Annotated in this window: 14 protein-coding genes, 1 tRNA gene and 1 pseudogene; 9 read left to right on the forward strand and 7 right to left on the reverse strand. The window is 66.5% G+C overall.

What is annotated here, in order from left to right; genetic code table 11:
- Positions 1 to 79 precede the first annotated feature (79 nt).
- The 4 genes from RHM57_RS18135 to RHM57_RS18150 are packed head-to-tail and all read left to right on the forward strand — an operon-like array spanning position 80 to position 3,966.
- Positions 80 to 1,000: a carbohydrate ABC transporter permease gene (locus tag RHM57_RS18135; RefSeq protein WP_241975197.1), complete on the forward strand. Its 921-nt coding sequence runs from the start codon at positions 80 to 82 to the stop codon at positions 998 to 1,000.
- A 1-nt stretch (position 1,001) separates the two neighbouring features.
- Positions 1,002 to 1,847: a carbohydrate ABC transporter permease gene (locus RHM57_RS18140; RefSeq protein ID WP_134448438.1), complete on the forward strand. Its 846-nt coding sequence runs from the start codon at positions 1,002 to 1,004 to the stop codon at positions 1,845 to 1,847.
- A 51-nt stretch (positions 1,848 to 1,898) separates the two neighbouring features.
- Entirely contained in the window at positions 1,899 to 2,759 is an 861-nt protein-coding gene (locus RHM57_RS18145; RefSeq protein WP_134448436.1) for a ketose-bisphosphate aldolase, read from the forward strand.
- A gap of 4 nt (positions 2,760 to 2,763) precedes the next feature.
- On the forward strand, positions 2,764 to 3,966 hold the full coding sequence (locus RHM57_RS18150; RefSeq protein WP_322189064.1) for an ADP-dependent glucokinase/phosphofructokinase: 1,203 nt from the start codon (positions 2,764 to 2,766) through the stop codon (positions 3,964 to 3,966).
- 84 nt (positions 3,967 to 4,050) lie between these two features.
- Here RHM57_RS18150 and RHM57_RS18155 read toward each other — a convergent pair whose 3' ends face one another.
- Together RHM57_RS18155 and RHM57_RS18160 are read right to left on the reverse strand one after the other, a co-directional pair.
- A complete protein-coding gene (locus RHM57_RS18155; protein ID WP_322189066.1) occupies positions 4,051 to 4,800 on the reverse strand; it encodes an SDR family oxidoreductase in 750 nt (249 codons plus the stop codon).
- Between the two features lie 13 nt (positions 4,801 to 4,813).
- Entirely contained in the window at positions 4,814 to 5,332 is a 519-nt protein-coding gene (locus RHM57_RS18160; RefSeq protein ID WP_134560995.1) for a GNAT family N-acetyltransferase, read from the reverse strand.
- Positions 5,333 to 5,696: 364 nt separating this feature from the next.
- Here RHM57_RS18160 and RHM57_RS19640 point away from each other — a divergent pair.
- From RHM57_RS19640 to eda, 3 genes and pseudogenes are all read left to right on the forward strand, one after another.
- Positions 5,697 to 6,131: pseudogene (locus RHM57_RS19640) on the forward strand (gluconokinase); the annotation flags it as partial.
- A gap of 117 nt (positions 6,132 to 6,248) precedes the next feature.
- Positions 6,249 to 8,081, forward strand: a complete 1,833-nt coding sequence (edd, locus tag RHM57_RS18165) for a phosphogluconate dehydratase (protein WP_369125144.1) — start codon at positions 6,249 to 6,251, stop codon at positions 8,079 to 8,081.
- On the forward strand, positions 8,081 to 8,713 hold the full coding sequence (eda, locus tag RHM57_RS18170; protein WP_322189070.1) for a bifunctional 4-hydroxy-2-oxoglutarate aldolase/2-dehydro-3-deoxy-phosphogluconate aldolase: 633 nt from the start codon (positions 8,081 to 8,083) through the stop codon (positions 8,711 to 8,713). Before edd ends, eda begins: the two co-directional genes overlap by 1 nt.
- Positions 8,714 to 8,751: 38 nt before the next feature.
- Here the strand turns inward: eda and RHM57_RS18175 are convergent, their stop codons facing one another.
- A complete protein-coding gene (locus RHM57_RS18175; RefSeq protein WP_134448414.1) occupies positions 8,752 to 9,534 on the reverse strand; it encodes a hypothetical protein in 783 nt (260 codons plus the stop codon).
- Positions 9,535 to 9,605: 71 nt separating this feature from the next.
- Positions 9,606 to 9,676: transfer RNA gene (locus RHM57_RS18180), tRNA-Gly, on the reverse strand.
- Between the two features lie 72 nt (positions 9,677 to 9,748).
- On the opposite strand from RHM57_RS18180, the gene dcd reads away from it, so the two are divergent.
- The gene (dcd, locus tag RHM57_RS18185) at positions 9,749 to 10,351 is read left to right on the forward strand and encodes a dCTP deaminase (RefSeq protein WP_134448386.1); all 603 of its coding nucleotides are present in this window, start codon (positions 9,749 to 9,751) and stop codon (positions 10,349 to 10,351) included.
- 96 nt (positions 10,352 to 10,447) lie between these two features.
- Positions 10,448 to 10,981: a hypothetical protein gene (locus tag RHM57_RS18190; protein WP_134558155.1), complete on the forward strand. Its 534-nt coding sequence runs from the start codon at positions 10,448 to 10,450 to the stop codon at positions 10,979 to 10,981.
- A 7-nt stretch (positions 10,982 to 10,988) separates the two neighbouring features.
- On the opposite strand, the gene RHM57_RS18195 is transcribed toward RHM57_RS18190, so the two are convergent.
- The 3 genes from RHM57_RS18195 to RHM57_RS18205 form a co-directional block, all read right to left on the reverse strand.
- Positions 10,989 to 11,435 carry a hypothetical protein gene (locus RHM57_RS18195; protein ID WP_134558156.1) on the reverse strand — a complete coding sequence of 149 codons (447 nt, stop codon included), beginning with the start codon at positions 11,433 to 11,435 and terminating at the stop codon, positions 10,989 to 10,991.
- 68 nt (positions 11,436 to 11,503) lie between these two features.
- Positions 11,504 to 12,304, reverse strand: a complete 801-nt coding sequence (locus RHM57_RS18200) for an isocitrate lyase/PEP mutase family protein (RefSeq protein ID WP_134448381.1) — start codon at positions 12,302 to 12,304, stop codon at positions 11,504 to 11,506.
- Positions 12,305 to 12,380: 76 nt separating this feature from the next.
- The gene (locus RHM57_RS18205; protein ID WP_134561011.1) at positions 12,381 to 13,700 is read right to left on the reverse strand and encodes an MFS transporter; all 1,320 of its coding nucleotides are present in this window, start codon (positions 13,698 to 13,700) and stop codon (positions 12,381 to 12,383) included.
- Positions 13,701 to 13,874: the final 174 nt, after the last annotated feature.

The raw sequence follows: 13,874 nt of genomic DNA on the forward strand, positions 1-13,874 counted from the left end.
CGGAGACAACTCAGCCTCGCGTGGCCGCGTCAGGACTCGTGCCTGACGCGGCCACCCAAACTCAAGGAGGGATCACGTCTTGAGAACAACACGCACCACAGGTGCTGAGCGGACTACCGCGGCAAAGTCGCTGACCGGCAGGCTCACGCCGTACGGATTCATCTCCCCGACGGCGGCCCTGCTCTTCATCCTCATGTTCGTCCCGATCGCCATGGTCATGGGCTACTCCGTCATGGACAACGTCATCACCAACAAGCATCCGGAGTTCGTCGGGCTGGACAACTACGTCAAGGTCCTCACCAACGGCGTCTTGCCGACTGCCGTACTCAATACGGCGATCTTCACCATCGTCAGCGTGATCGCACACCTCGTGCTCGGCCTGTTGTTCGCGATGATGCTCAATACGAAACTACTCAGCAATCTCACCACCGGGCTCTTCCGGGTGATCTACGTGCTGCCCTGGCTGTTCACGGTCGCCATCATCGCCATCCTCTGGCGGCTCCTGCTCAACCCGAACGGCGTTATCAACTATGTTCTGGTCGGCCTCGGGATCACTCCCACCGGCATCGAGTGGCTGTCGACACCGGGAACGGCGCTTCTGGCCGTCACGTTCATCAACATCTGGGCCGGGTACCCGTTCTACATGGTCAGCCTCCTGGCCGGCCTGCAGGGAATTCCGACGGACCTCTATGAAGCAGCCAAGGTGGACGGGGCTTCAGCGCTCCAGCAGTTCTGGCACATGACCCTGCCCCAGCTCAAGCCCATCATCATCAGCATGTCCCTGCTCGACGTCATCTGGACGTCGCAGCAGTTCGCGCTGATCTGGATGACCACCGGCGGTGGGCCCATCAACGCAACGGAGATGCTGAGCACATTCACGTACAAGCTGGCCTTCAGCAACTACGAGTTCTCCCAGGCCTCCGCGAGTGCCGTCCTGCTCCTGGTCGTGTCGACAGTCCTCGCATACGTCTATGCCCGATACCAGAAAGCGCGGGAGTGATATGGCTGCGACCCAAAGACGCGTTCGCCTGGTGAAGAAGGCCGGGCTGTTCATCGGCCTGCTGATCGGCGCCGTGTTCGCCGGATTCCCGGTGGTGTGGATGGCGTCGAGCTCGTTCAAGTCGAATACCGAGATCTTCGCCTCGCCGCCGAAACTGATCACGGACAACTTCTCCTGGGATGCGTACACGTCGATCCTGACCGACCCCACCAAGGTGCGGTTCTTCATCAACAGTTACGTGGTGTCCCTGTCCGTGACGGTGCTCACGCTCCTCATCGCCATCCTGGCGGCGTATGCCTTCAGCCGGTTCGAGTTCCGCTTCAAGAAACCCCTGAACATGATCATCGTGAGCGTGCAGGGCGTCCCGCCCATCACGCTCCTCATTCCGTACTTCGGATTGATGGTGACTCTGGGCCTGTACAACACCTACCTGGGCTTGATCCTCACCTACATGGTGTTCACGCTGCCCTACGCGATCATCATGATGACCGGCTACTTCAACACCCTGCCCAAGGAACTGGACGAGGCAGCCCGGGTCGATGGGGCGAGTGCGATGGGAGCGCTCTGGCGCATCCTCGTGCCGATATCCATCCCGGGCATCGTCTCGGTGGGTATCTACACCTTCATGATCTCGTGGAACGAGTTCCTCTTCGCGCTGACCCTGACTCGCACCCAGGACATGCGTACCGTGCCCATCGGCATCCAGTTGCTCATGGGCCAGAACTCCTACGAGTGGAACCAGATGATGGCGATGAGCATCCTCGGGTGCATCCCGGTCCTGCTCCTCTTCCTCTTCTTCCAACGCTTCTTCATCGGCGGCATGACTGCAGGAGCGGTCAAGAACTAGCCGCGTCTGCCTTTTCCCTCTCGTCTCACCCCAACCAAGGAGAACCACCGCATGTTAATGAATGGAATCGACCTTCTGGCCGTCGCGAATGCGAACGACTTCGCTGTCCCGGCGTTCAACGTCAGCGACTACGCGATGATGAACGGCCTCTTCGAGATCAGCGAGGAGAAGAATTCCCCGCTGATCATTGCGATCCACCCGGACGAACTGAGCCACATCGGCGTCGACATGCTTCCCGCGATCATTGCGCGCGCTCACCGCTCGACCGTACCCGTCACCATCCACCTGGACCACGGGGCGACCTACGAGCAGGTGCTCGTGGCCATCCAGAGCGGCTTCACATCCGTCATGATCGACGGATCGCTGCTCCCGTTCGCCGATAACGTGGCGATCACGAAGCGGGTCGTCGATGCCGCGCATGCCGTGGGCATCTCGGTCGAGGGTGAGCTCGGCACGATCGGCAAGACGGACAGCGAGGCCGAAGACGGCACGGCGACCATCATCTTCACCGATCCCGACGACGCGGTGAAGTTCATCGCATCCACCGGCGTGGACAGCCTGGCCATTGCCATCGGCACGAGCCACGGCATCTATCCCGCAGGCATGAAGCCAGAGCTCAGGCTGGACCTGCTCCGCGAGATCACCGGCAAGGTCGGCATCCCCCTGGTCCTTCATGGCGGATCCAACAACCCGGACCAGGAAATCGGGGAGGCCGTGCGGCTGGGAATCAATAAGATCAATATCTCGAGCGACATCAAATCGTCGTACCACTCCAAGATGCGGGAGGTTCTTGCCGACCCGGGTGTGCGGGAGCCGAACACGATCCAGCCGCCGTGCGTCGCCGCCATGAAGATCACCGCGGCGCAGAAGATCGACCTGTTCAATGCGGCCGGAAAAGCAGCACTCTACTAATCGAATGGCACATATCTCCATGCGCGAAAAACTGGTGTTGGGGCTCGGCGGAACCGTCGACTACGAGATCGCCTGGGACTCCCGGGTGATCGAGCACCTCATCCGCGAGTACTCCATTCGCGCGTCGGAGCTGGATGCCTCGATCCCGGTCATGAGCGAGCGGGACCTCGTCGTCACGTTGCTCGCCTTCCTCGAGGGCGGTGCCGGAGGAGAGCGATTCGTCGCCTCCTCCGACATCGTGGAGACGTTCGCCGCCCGGTTCGATAGAAGGATCACCCTGGGCGGCACGTGCGTGCGCGCCGCGATGGCGATGCAGGCGCTCGGCATCGAGAGCACTGTTCACTTGATCAGCATCGACGATCACGTTCGCAGGCTGCTCCCCGCGGGATGCGCCTACCTCTGCAGCGCAGACCACGACACGACCGATCCGCATCTCATCGTGCAGTTCAACGCGGGCGCGCGCGTCCAGGCCGGCGACATCGACCTGCGTGCGCCGCACCCGAATCGGGTCATCTACGCCAATGATCCACCGAACGAACAGCTGCTGTTGAGCAACGCTCTCGGAGAGGTGCTCCGAGATGCCGAGGTGTTCCTGATCTCGGGGTTCAACGTCATCCAGGACACGGACCTGCTCCAAGAACGGTTGGTGGACATCCTGCGGCACATGCAGCAGTTGCCGGTAACAGCAGTCGTCTATTACGAGGACGCCGGATTCCATGTCCCGGCGATGAGCCGGTACGTGCGCGACGCGCTCATCGGGGTGATCGACGTGTACAGCATGAACGAGGACGAAATGCAGGCATACCTGGGACGCCCCGTCGACCTCCTGGCCGTCGACGAGGTGGCCGAGGCGCTCCGGGAATTGCAGCGGCTGATCCCCGCCGCGACCCTGGTCGTGCACACGAAGTATTGGTCTCTCGCCCTGGGCGAGTTCGCCGCCTCCTATGGCGCGAGCCTCCAGGGCGGCATCACGATGGCGAGCACGCGATACTGCTATGGGGACGATTTCACCGAGCGGGACTACCGGGAAGTCGACAACCGGATGCCCAGCGTGCCCGGTACTCGGTTCGCCTCCGATCTCGAGGACCGGATGGGGCACACCGTCCGGTGCCTGCCCGCGTTCGCGCTCACCGTCGCCGCGCCGACGACCATCGGACTGGGCGATTCGTTCGTCGGCGGGTTCATCGCTGCCCTGGCTCGGCGCTAGCCGGGCGGACAGTGGTCGAAGCCGGGCCGGCTGCCGTTCCAGTGAAGACCGGGTCGCTCCGGTTCCAGAGAGTGCGGCCCAGGACTAGGACGACCGTTCGCCGGTCAGCCACTCGTCGAATGTCGTGGGAGCCTCGCCCTCGTCCCCGGTGCCGCGCAGCACCCCGGAACGCATTCCGCGCCAGTACGCGCCGGGAAGGGACACCCCGAGTGCCGGCATCCGTCGCCCGTCGGCCCGGATGACCTTGCGCACCATGCCGAGGAGGATCTCATCCCGCGGCCCGCGCAGGTCGCGGTGACGTCCCCGCTCGGTGCCGTCGGCGATCGCAACGAGGGCGTCGGCCACGTCGACGGCCGCGATCGGACGCAGCAGTCCGGCGGGGACCAGGGCGATCGGGCCGAACGACGCGCGACCGAGCACCTGCCGCGCGAACTCGTGGAACTGGGTGGTTCGCAGGATGCTGAACGGCACCGGCCCGGCGGTGACGAGGCGCTCCTGTTCGACCTTCCCGGCGTAATACCCGAGCGGTAGGTAGTCGATTCCGACGATGGACAGCGCCACGTGGTGTCCCACCGACTGGCGCACTTCCGCGGCGAGCAGGTGCCTGGTCGCCGCGCCGAAGAACTCGACGGATGCTGCGGCTGAGGTGCTCGCCACGCTCGTGACGTCGATCACGGCATCCGCTGCCGTGAGCGCCGCGTCGAGTCCGACGCCGGTGCTGACGTCCTGCCCGGTTGACCGTGACAGCGGGACGACCTCGTGACCACGGCGTTGGGCGACCGCAACGACGTGCCTGCCGACGGTGCCGGTCGCCCCGGCTACGACGATCCTCATGATGCGACCCCTCCTAGGACGTTGTGAGTTGCTTGACCATCTCGAGTTCCCGGGTCGTCGGGTCGAGGTCGTAGGGCGCGGTCACGCCGGTTGCCGCGAAGCCGCGGTGCTCGTAGGCGGCGCGGGCGCGGTCGTTGTGCTCGTGCACGTGCAACGTGAGCCGACCCGATTCCGTGAGCGCCCAGTCCTCGATGCGCGACAGGAGAGCATCCGTAACGCCGGCCGCCCCGCCGCGGTAGTCCGGCGCGACGTAGACACCGACGAGCAGCGCACCCGTCGCCTCGTCGGGAACGTAGCCGCCCATCGTCCCGACCCAGCGCCCAGAGGGCGCGATCGCCACGACGACGATCGAATGCTCATGGGTGCCGCGCGCTCCGCGCATGGTCCATTCGGCCTCGTCGTGGGCGAGCGCGGCGTCGAAGGTCTCCCCGAAGGCGAGGGGCGTGTCGTGGAGCATCTCCAGTCGAAGTTCCCGGATCTCGCGCCAGTCTGCCGCCGTCGTGCGGCGAATCGTGAACCCCTCGGTCATCATCCACGCACGATAGCAGGGAAGCGCGCCGGGTCGAGGTGAAGCGCCGCGCTCACCGGGTCCGCGCCGCGTGCGGGCCACGCACGCCTCGACTTGACGGCTCTCTCCCGGAGTGCCACACTCGCAATATCTGATTAATCAGATTAATCTGATTAATGAAATTCAGCGTCAACCTCGCTGTGCCCGCGCCAGCGGAGCGCGGTGACCTGGGCCTGACAATGAGGTCGCGCCGAAGCGTCCTCGCGAGAGGACGACGATGTACTCATCCACACCACCCGGACTGACGAACGCAACCCCACCAGCCCGCGTCAGCAGCGACCCGCACACCCCTGTCGGCGTGCCCGGCCCGCAACCCGTCCTGGTCATGATGGGGGTTTCCGGCTCGGGCAAGTCGACCGTAGCCGCTCTCCTCGCCAGCCAGCTCGGGTGGGACTTCGTCGAGGGCGACGATCTGCACCCCGCGGCGAACGTGGCCAAGATGGCGTCGGGCACTCCGCTCACCGACGAGGACCGCTGGCCCTGGCTCGACACCGTGTCGTCCTGGATCGTCGAGCACACCACGGCCGACCTCCCCGGCATCGTCACCTGCTCGGCGCTGAAGAAGAAGTATCGGGACGTGCTGCGCGAGCAGAACGTGATCTTCGTGCACCTCGTCGGCTCAAAGGACCTGCTCGGCGCACGGATGTCTGCCCGACTCGACCACTACATGCCGGCCAGTCTTCTCGATTCGCAGCTGGACACCCTGGAGCCGTTGGATTCCGACGAGCGCGGCATCCTGATCGACGCGGCGAGACCGCCCGCCGAGGAGGCCGCCAGGATCGTCACGATGCTCGGCCTGCGGCCGGCCGCAGGCTCGTCCGCACCCGGTGCGGCCACATCAGGACAGTCGACCGCCCGGACGCCGAACACCACCGTGGCCATGCACCCGGTCGTCGAAGCGGTCACGCGCCGCATCATCGAACGCAGCGCACAGAGCCGGGCCAGGTACCTCGCCCGGATCGATGCCGCCGCGGAGCAGGGACCGACCCGCGGTCGCCTGGGCTGCGCGAACCTCGCCCACGGGTTCGCTGCCACCGGCCAGCAGGACAAGGCGGCGCTGCGCGCCTTCGTGAAGCCGAACATCGGGATCGTGTCCTCGTACAACGACGTGCTCTCCGCGCACCAGCCGTTCGCGGCCTACCCGGCGATCCTCAAAGACGCCGTCCGGAAGGCCGGCGGCATCGCGCAGGTCGCGGGCGGCGTGCCCGCGATGTGCGACGGCATCACCCAGGGCAGAGACGGCATGCAGCTGTCGCTGTTCAGCCGCGATCTGATCGCCATGGCGACCGGCGTCGCGCTGGCCCACGACCTGTTCGACGGAGCGCTGCTGCTCGGCGTCTGCGACAAGATCGTGCCAGGCCTGGTCATCGGCGCGCTGGCCTTCGGTCACCTCCCGGCCATCCTGGTGCCGACCGGACCGATGAGTTCCGGGATTCCGAACAAGGAAAAGAGCCGCATCCGCCAGCTCTACGCCGAAGGCCTGGCCGACCGCGAGCAACTTCTCGAGGCCGAGACGGCGTCGTACCATTCCGCAGGCACCTGTACCTTCTACGGGACGGCGAACTCCAACCAGATGCTGATGGAGGTCATGGGACTCCACCTTCCCGGCGCGAGCTTCGTCAGCCCGGACTCCCCGTTGCGCGAGGCCCTCACCGCCGCCGCGGCCCGCCAGGTGGTCGCGCTGACCGAGCTGAAAGACCGGTACACCCCGATCGGACGCGTGGTGGACGAGCGGTCGATCATCAACGGCGTCGTTGCCCTGCTTGCCACCGGAGGGTCGACCAACCACGCGCTGCACCTCCCGGCAATCGCGGCCGCCGCGGGGATCCAGCTCACCTGGCAGGACTTCGCGGACCTGTCCGAGGTCGTTCCCCTGCTTGTCCGCATCTACCCCAACGGCCCTGCCGACATCAACCACTTCCACGCCGCCGGGGGCACGGCGTTCCTGATCGGCCAGCTCCTCGACGCGGGCTTGCTGCACCCCGACGTCCGCACCGTTGCCGGCGCGGGACTCGACGCCTATCGCCGGGAGCCGGTGCTCGACGGAAACGCCCTGAGCTACCGCCCGGGACCGACCGAGAGCCTCGACACGGACGTGCTGCGGCCCGCCTCAGCGCCTTTCGCGCCGAACGGCGGACTCCGGATCCTGGACGGCAATCTCGGCAGTGCGGTCATCAAGGTCGCCGCGGTGGCGACCGAACACCACGTCATCCAGGCGCCCGCGGTGGTGTTCGACGACCAGCACGTCTTCCTCGCAGCGTTCGAAGCCGGTGAGCTCGACCGGGATCTCGTGGCCGTGATTCGGTATCAGGGCCCGTCCGCAAATGGAATGCCCGAGCTGCACAAGCTCACCCCGGCGCTCGGCATCCTCCAGGATCGCGGCTATCAGGTCGCTCTGGTCACCGATGGGCGGATGTCCGGCGCGTCGGGAAAGATCCCGGCCGCCATCCACCTCACCCCCGAAGCCGCAGCGGGCGGTCCGATCGGCCGCATCCGCGATGGCGACCTCGTACGCCTCGACGCGACGGCGGGCACCCTCGACGTCCTCCTCGACGACGACGTCTTCGCGGCCCGCGAAATCACCGGTGCTGCGCTCGACGACGTCAGCTGGTCCGGCACCGGTCGGGAGCTCTTCTCGGTCTTCCGCCGGCAGGTCGGCCCGGCCGACCGTGGCGCCAGCGTCATCACCAACACACTTGAAGGAGTCCTCTGATGTCCACCCTGAACGCAGCCCAGCTGCTCGAGCTCGCACCCGTGATCCCCGTCGTCGTCATCGAGGATGCCGACCGCGCGGTGGCACTGGCCCGGGCACTCGTGGCGGGTGGCCTGCCGGTTATCGAGGTGACGCTGCGCACCCCGGCTGCACTGCGTGCGATCAGTGCCATCGCCGACCAGGTGCCCGACGCCGTCATCGGCGCCGGAACGGTCAACAACCCGGAACTCGTGCGTCGGGCCGCCGAGGCCGGGGCCCGGTTCCTGATTTCTCCCGGGTCGACCGATGCCCTGCTCGACGCGATGGACGCATCCGGTCTGCCCTACCTGCCGGGAGCCGCGACCGCGTCGGAGGTCCTGCGGCTGATCGAACGCGGACACCCGGAGATGAAGTTCTTCCCTGCCCAGGCGTCCGGCGGCCACGCGGTGCTGCGCTCACTCGCGGCGCCCCTGCCGGAAGCGCGGTTCTGTCCGACGGGCGGGATCACGCTCGCGAGCGCGCCCGTCTACCTCGCGCTTCCCAACGTTGGGTGCATCGGCGGCACGTGGATCACTCCGCTGGATGCCATTGAAGTCGGCGACTGGACGCGTATCGAAGGACTGGCCCGCCAGGCCGCCGGCCTGCGGCCCTGAACTGCGGCACTCGGCTTGGGCTCTGGCTTCGGCCAGGCCTAGCCGAGGCCCGCGATCCGGTTCAGTGCGGCACGCATGATGAGCTCGGCGGGGTCGTCGAGGACCTCGTGGTTGAGGTAGAACGCTTCGAACCACGCGCGCACTTCCTCCTCGGGGAGCCCGACCGCAACCCAGTCGACCCCGGCGACCGCTTCGGAGACCGGTTCCCCCGTGCCGGCATCGAGCCACGCCCGCACAATCGGCGTCTCGGGGTCCGCGTCTTCCGGGTTCCAGGTGAGGATCAGGCTGCGTGCCTCGTCGTCCGTGTGCAGATGGTCTGTGCGCCCGGACCCCAGCCAGGGCAGCATCATCTGCTCGCCGGGAATGGCAACGTCCACGATCTCCAGGGGCACCGCCCCGAAGTCGCGGGCGTAGACCCGAAGTCCTTCGTGGTGCCAGTCGGCGGCCTCTTCGGCGTCCTCCGCGAGATCTTCGAGCAGAGGGAGAGTGTGCTTGACGAGCGCCAGGGCCCACGCCACGAGTTCCTTCGTCTCCCGCTTCGGCCACGGGCTGCGATCAGTCTCTTCTCCGTCGGCGCCATGGAAGTGGTGCTCGACACCGTCAGGCGTCGTTTCCAGGTGCAGCTCTCCGCCCTCGAACCCGAGGGAGAACACAGCCACCTCTTCTTCGTCGGCCTCGCCCTCACCGTCGACGAACCAGTCGGCGTTCAGCACCGGGTTCCGGAACTGGGTCGGCAGCGGCGGAGCCTCCAACGGCAGGTCGCCCAGGTCCAACACCGCCCGGAAAACAGTGTCCGGCATTCGCAAGGTGGGGTCAGTCACAGGTACTCCTCAGTCCGCGTCGAGAATACCGGAAACGAGGCGTCGGGAAGTGACGTCGGGAAGTGACACGGAGCGGATGACGGGAATCGAACCCGCGCTATCAGCTTGGGAAGCTGAAGTTCTACCATTGAACTACATCCGCGCGTCCGGCCGCGGGCAGTGCCTGCACCGGAACCGTGCCAGCATATCAAGTCCTCGCCGTTAGGCTGGACCCGTGCTGCTCTCCGATCGTGATATCAAGGCCGAAATCGACGCGGGACGTATCGGGCTCGAGCCCTACGCTCCGGAGATGATCCAGCCGTCGAGCGTCGACGTGCGCATCGACCGGTACTTCCGGTTGTTCGACAACCACAAGTACCCCTATATCGATCCGGCCGAGGACCAGCCCGAACTCACCCGGCTGATCGAGATCCCCCACGACGAACCGTTCATCCTGCACCCCGGTGAATTCGTGCTCGGCTCCACCTATGAAAAGGTCAGCCTCGCCGACACGATCGCGGCCCGCCTCGAAGGCAAGAGCTCGCTCGGCCGCCTCGGCCTCCTCACCCACTCGACGGCCGGATTCATCGACCCGGGCTTCACCGGCCACGTGACCCTCGAGCTCAGCAACGTGGCCACCCTGCCGATCAAGCTCTGGCCCGGCATGAAGATCGGCCAGCTCTGCTTCTTCCAGCTGAGCTCGGCCGCCGAACGCCCGTACGGCTCGAGCCAGTACAGCTCGCGCTACCAGGGCCAGCGCGGGCCGACGGCGTCGCGCTCCTTCCAGAACTTCCACCGCACGGATGTCTCGATCGCCCCGACGACGGACGTGCAGTAGCCGCAACCCCCGTTCCGCCCCCGCCGGAAAAGTCCTGATCCAGAGCGAGAGGACGGGTTCACACGGGCGCAACATGCGGCCGGTAAAATCGGGAGCATGACGACGACATCCGTACCCGGTTTTGCCGAGGCGCTCATCGCGCCCGGCCCGACGCCCGAATACCCGGGCCGGATGCGTCGCTTCGGCCAGCTCGTCGGCAGCTGGGCCGCGAAGGGCTCACGCCTCGACGAAGCGACCGGCGACTGGCACGAGCGTCAGTTCACCTGGATCGTCGAGTTCGTGCTCGACGGGCGTGCGGTGCAGGACGTCGAGATCGTCGATGTCCCCGTGAGCGACACGCATCCCGACGGACGGGAAACCGTGGCCATGGCCGTGCGCGTCTACGACCCGCACGCGGGCGCCTGGCGGGTCAGCTATTTCGCCCCCGCCATCGGCGAGTACTGCCACCTCGTGGCAACCCCGCACCGCAACGGGCTGCGCCAGGACGGTACCGGCACCGACGGCCGGCCGATCCGCTGGAACTTCGTGTCCATCACCGCGGACGCCTACTCCTGGGAGGGCTGGGTCTCCAACGACGAGGGCGCGACCTGGGTGCTCGTCGAGCACAACGAGGCCACCCGCATCCGCTGACCGGCAGCTACCGGGCCACTCGCTCCCGGATCGGCTCCAGACCCCGCACCACGCCGGGTGCGAGGCCCAGCAGGGCGTAGACGGCGATCAGTTCGAGTGCGCCGAGGCTGAAGTAGATCGTCTGCAGGTCCGCGTACTGCCTGATCAGGGCGATCTCCACGAAGATCCAGATCATCATGCCGAAACCTGCAACGACGGTCGCGATCAGTGCCCAGTCCTTGCGGCGCAGCAGGCCGATCGCCGCCAGGAGCTGGGTACCGCCTGCGACAACGCCGAGCACGAGCCCCGGAACGAAGTAGGACGTGAACGGTGTGCCCTCGAGGTAGGCCAGCGGCAATCCGCCGCCGTTGAACCCGGAGCAGAGAACCATCCCTGCGAAGGCCGACACCGCTCCGAACAGGAGCAGACCGATCAGGATGCCGCGGACCAGCGCGGCGGAGACGCTGAGTTTCATGTCGGGAACCTCTCACTTTCTCCCGAGCATATTCCCGAACTCACCGCGCCGCCGGCCACGGCATTCCGCTAGAGCGAGAAGGGAAAGCCCAGATCTGCAGGATATTCTCCGAGAGAAGTGAGCTGGGTCGCCGAGCGCTGCAGTGCGGCGAGGGTGAGGCCGAGCGTGCCCGGCCCGAAGCTCACCCGGGAGACGCCGAGTTCGGCGAGACGGGCCAGGGGAACGGCGCCCGGGTGCCCGATCACGGAGATGCGGCCGTTGACCTCGTCGAGGGCCCGCTTGACCTTGTCCTCGTCGCCGAGGCCGAGGAAGAAGATCACGTCGGCGCCCGCGTCGAGATACGCGTTGGCGCGGGCCACGGCCTCGTCCCATTCGCCGCCGCCGGCCAGGGTGTCCACCCGGGCGTTGATCACGAGCGGCACGCCCGCGGCGTCGGCCCCGGTGCGCGCGGCGGCCACCCGGGCTGCCGCGGTCGCGATGTCGTACTGCGGTGCCTTCGCGGCGCCGATCGAGTCCTCGAGGTTGATGCCTGAGGCGCCGGCCTCCTCGACGAGGCGACGGACGTTGCGGGCGACGCCGGCGGCATCCGCTGCGTACCCCTTCTCGAAGTCGACCGACACCGGCAGGTCGACCGCGCCGATGATGATGCGTGCCGCCGCGATCGCCTCGTCGACAGTGAGCCCGCCGCCGTCTTCGAGGCCACGCACATTGGACACGGAGTGCGAGGCCGTTGCCAGGGCCCGCACGCCGGGCGCCTCCGACACGATCTTCGCGGTGATGGCGTCCCAGACGTTCGTCACGATGAGCGGTGTGCCCGGGACATGGAGCGCGTTGAGAAGTTCGGCCTTCTGGATCTGCTGAGTTGTCATCTCTCCAGCCTGACAAAGATGCCGCCCGTGGGCGAGATCACAGCGGATGTCCAGTCGATGAACAGAGATCGCCCAGCTACCCGAGCGGGTGCTGCTTCGCCTTCACCGGGATCAGCATCAGCAGCCCGACCAGGAGCACGAGCGCGATGCCGAGGATGCCCCAGACCTGGCTGCCCGAGACGCTGACGAACAGGGCGAAGAGCGTTGGTGCGAGGAAGGTCGCCGCCTTGCCGGTCGTCGCGTAGAGGCCGAAGATCTCGCCCTCGCGCCCGGCCGGGATGCCACGGGCGAGGAAGCTGCGGCTCGCGGACTGGGCCGGGCCGACGAACACGCACATCAGCAGGCCGAAGATCCAGAACATGGTCGCGCCGCCGGTGGCGAAGAAGAAGACGGCGAGGCCGGCGACGATGGTACCGGACAGGGCGACCACCATCACGTTCTTGGCCCCGAGGCGGTCGTCGAGGCGGCCGACGAGCACGGTGGAGATGCCGGCGATGACGTTGGCGACGATCGCGAAGATGATCACGTCGCCGCTCGAGAAACCGAAGGTGCCGGCCGCGAGGATGCCGCCGAACTGGAACACCCCGGTGAGGCCGTCGCGGAAGACCGCGCTCGCGATCAGGAAGAGCGCCAGCTGGCGGTCGCCGCGCCAGAGTGCGGCCACGTCGCGCCCGAGCAGTACATAGGAGCGGAAGAAGCCGACCCGCTCGCGCCGGGCGGCGGTGGGAGCCGCGTACTCGGGCACCCGGAAGAGCAGCGGCAGGGCGAACAGGCCGAACCAGGCTGCCGCGATGAGCATTGACACCCGCACCGACAGCCCGTTTGCGTCGGTGACGCCGAAAAGACCGACGTCGGGGTGGATGAAGCCGAAGTAAAGGATGAGCAGCAGCACGATGCCGCCGAAGTAGCCCATCGACCAGCCGAATCCGCTGACCCTGCCGATCGTCTTCGGCGTGGAGACCTGGCCGAGCATCGCGTTGTAGTTGACGGTCGCGAATTCGTAGAACACGGTCCCGGCGGCGAGGAGGATCAGTCCGAGCAGCAGGAAGTCGGGCGAGGCCTGCACGAAGAACATCGCGGCGGTGAGGCCGACGACGATGAAGGTGTTCACGCCGAGCCAGAGTTTCCGGCGACCGGAGGCATCGGAGCGCTGCCCCGTGATCGGCGCGAGCAGGGCCACGAGCAGGCCTGCGATCGCGAGCGCCCAGCCGAGCTGGGCCGAGATGACATCCTTGTCGCCGAACGACGACCCGGTGAGGTACACCGTGAAGACGAAGGTCGTGACGACGGCGTTGAATGCGGCCGAACCGCCGTCCCAGAGGCTCCAGGCGATCACGCCGCGCCCGGCCGGGGTGGGGTGATCTGCCGTGCCGCGCTGTTCCGCTGTCCCAGTCATGCGCTCAGAGTAGTGGTCGCCGGGGAACAGTGGGGAAATTGATCGGGAATCCAAAGTTGAGTCACTCACACTCAACTTTCAGCTGGCTGGCTTGACTCCGATTTCGGGCGGTGCCACACTTGAGTCAATACCGCTCAACTCTGGTCGATCATACCGATTGTCCCGTTGAGCTCA

This window comes from Cryobacterium sp. 10S3, assembly GCF_034344045.1.
Classification (GTDB): Bacteria; Actinomycetota; Actinomycetes; order Actinomycetales; family Microbacteriaceae; genus Cryobacterium; species Cryobacterium glucosi.

What these genes read in the sequence shown, in the direction of transcription:
- RHM57_RS18140 (WP_134448438.1), top strand. Translation starts at nt 1,002, where the DNA reads ATGGCTGCGACCCAAAGACGCGTTCGCCTGGTGAAGAAGGCCGGGCTG.
- RHM57_RS18145 (WP_134448436.1), top strand. Translation starts at nt 1,899, where the DNA reads ATGTTAATGAATGGAATCGACCTTCTGGCCGTCGCGAATGCGAACGAC.
- RHM57_RS18150 (WP_322189064.1), top strand. Translation starts at nt 2,764, where the DNA reads ATGGCACATATCTCCATGCGCGAAAAACTGGTGTTGGGGCTCGGCGGA.
- RHM57_RS18155 (WP_322189066.1), bottom strand. Translation starts at nt 4,800, where the DNA reads ATGAGGATCGTCGTAGCCGGGGCGACCGGCACCGTCGGCAGGCACGTC.
- RHM57_RS18160 (WP_134560995.1), bottom strand. Translation starts at nt 5,332, where the DNA reads ATGATGACCGAGGGGTTCACGATTCGCCGCACGACGGCGGCAGACTGG.
- edd (WP_369125144.1), top strand. Translation starts at nt 6,249, where the DNA reads ATGCACCCGGTCGTCGAAGCGGTCACGCGCCGCATCATCGAACGCAGC.
- eda (WP_322189070.1), top strand. Translation starts at nt 8,081, where the DNA reads ATGTCCACCCTGAACGCAGCCCAGCTGCTCGAGCTCGCACCCGTGATC.
- RHM57_RS18190 (WP_134558155.1), top strand. Translation starts at nt 10,448, where the DNA reads ATGACGACGACATCCGTACCCGGTTTTGCCGAGGCGCTCATCGCGCCC.
- RHM57_RS18195 (WP_134558156.1), bottom strand. Translation starts at nt 11,435, where the DNA reads ATGAAACTCAGCGTCTCCGCCGCGCTGGTCCGCGGCATCCTGATCGGT.
- RHM57_RS18200 (WP_134448381.1), bottom strand. Translation starts at nt 12,304, where the DNA reads ATGACAACTCAGCAGATCCAGAAGGCCGAACTTCTCAACGCGCTCCAT.
- RHM57_RS18205 (WP_134561011.1), bottom strand. Translation starts at nt 13,700, where the DNA reads ATGACTGGGACAGCGGAACAGCGCGGCACGGCAGATCACCCCACCCCG.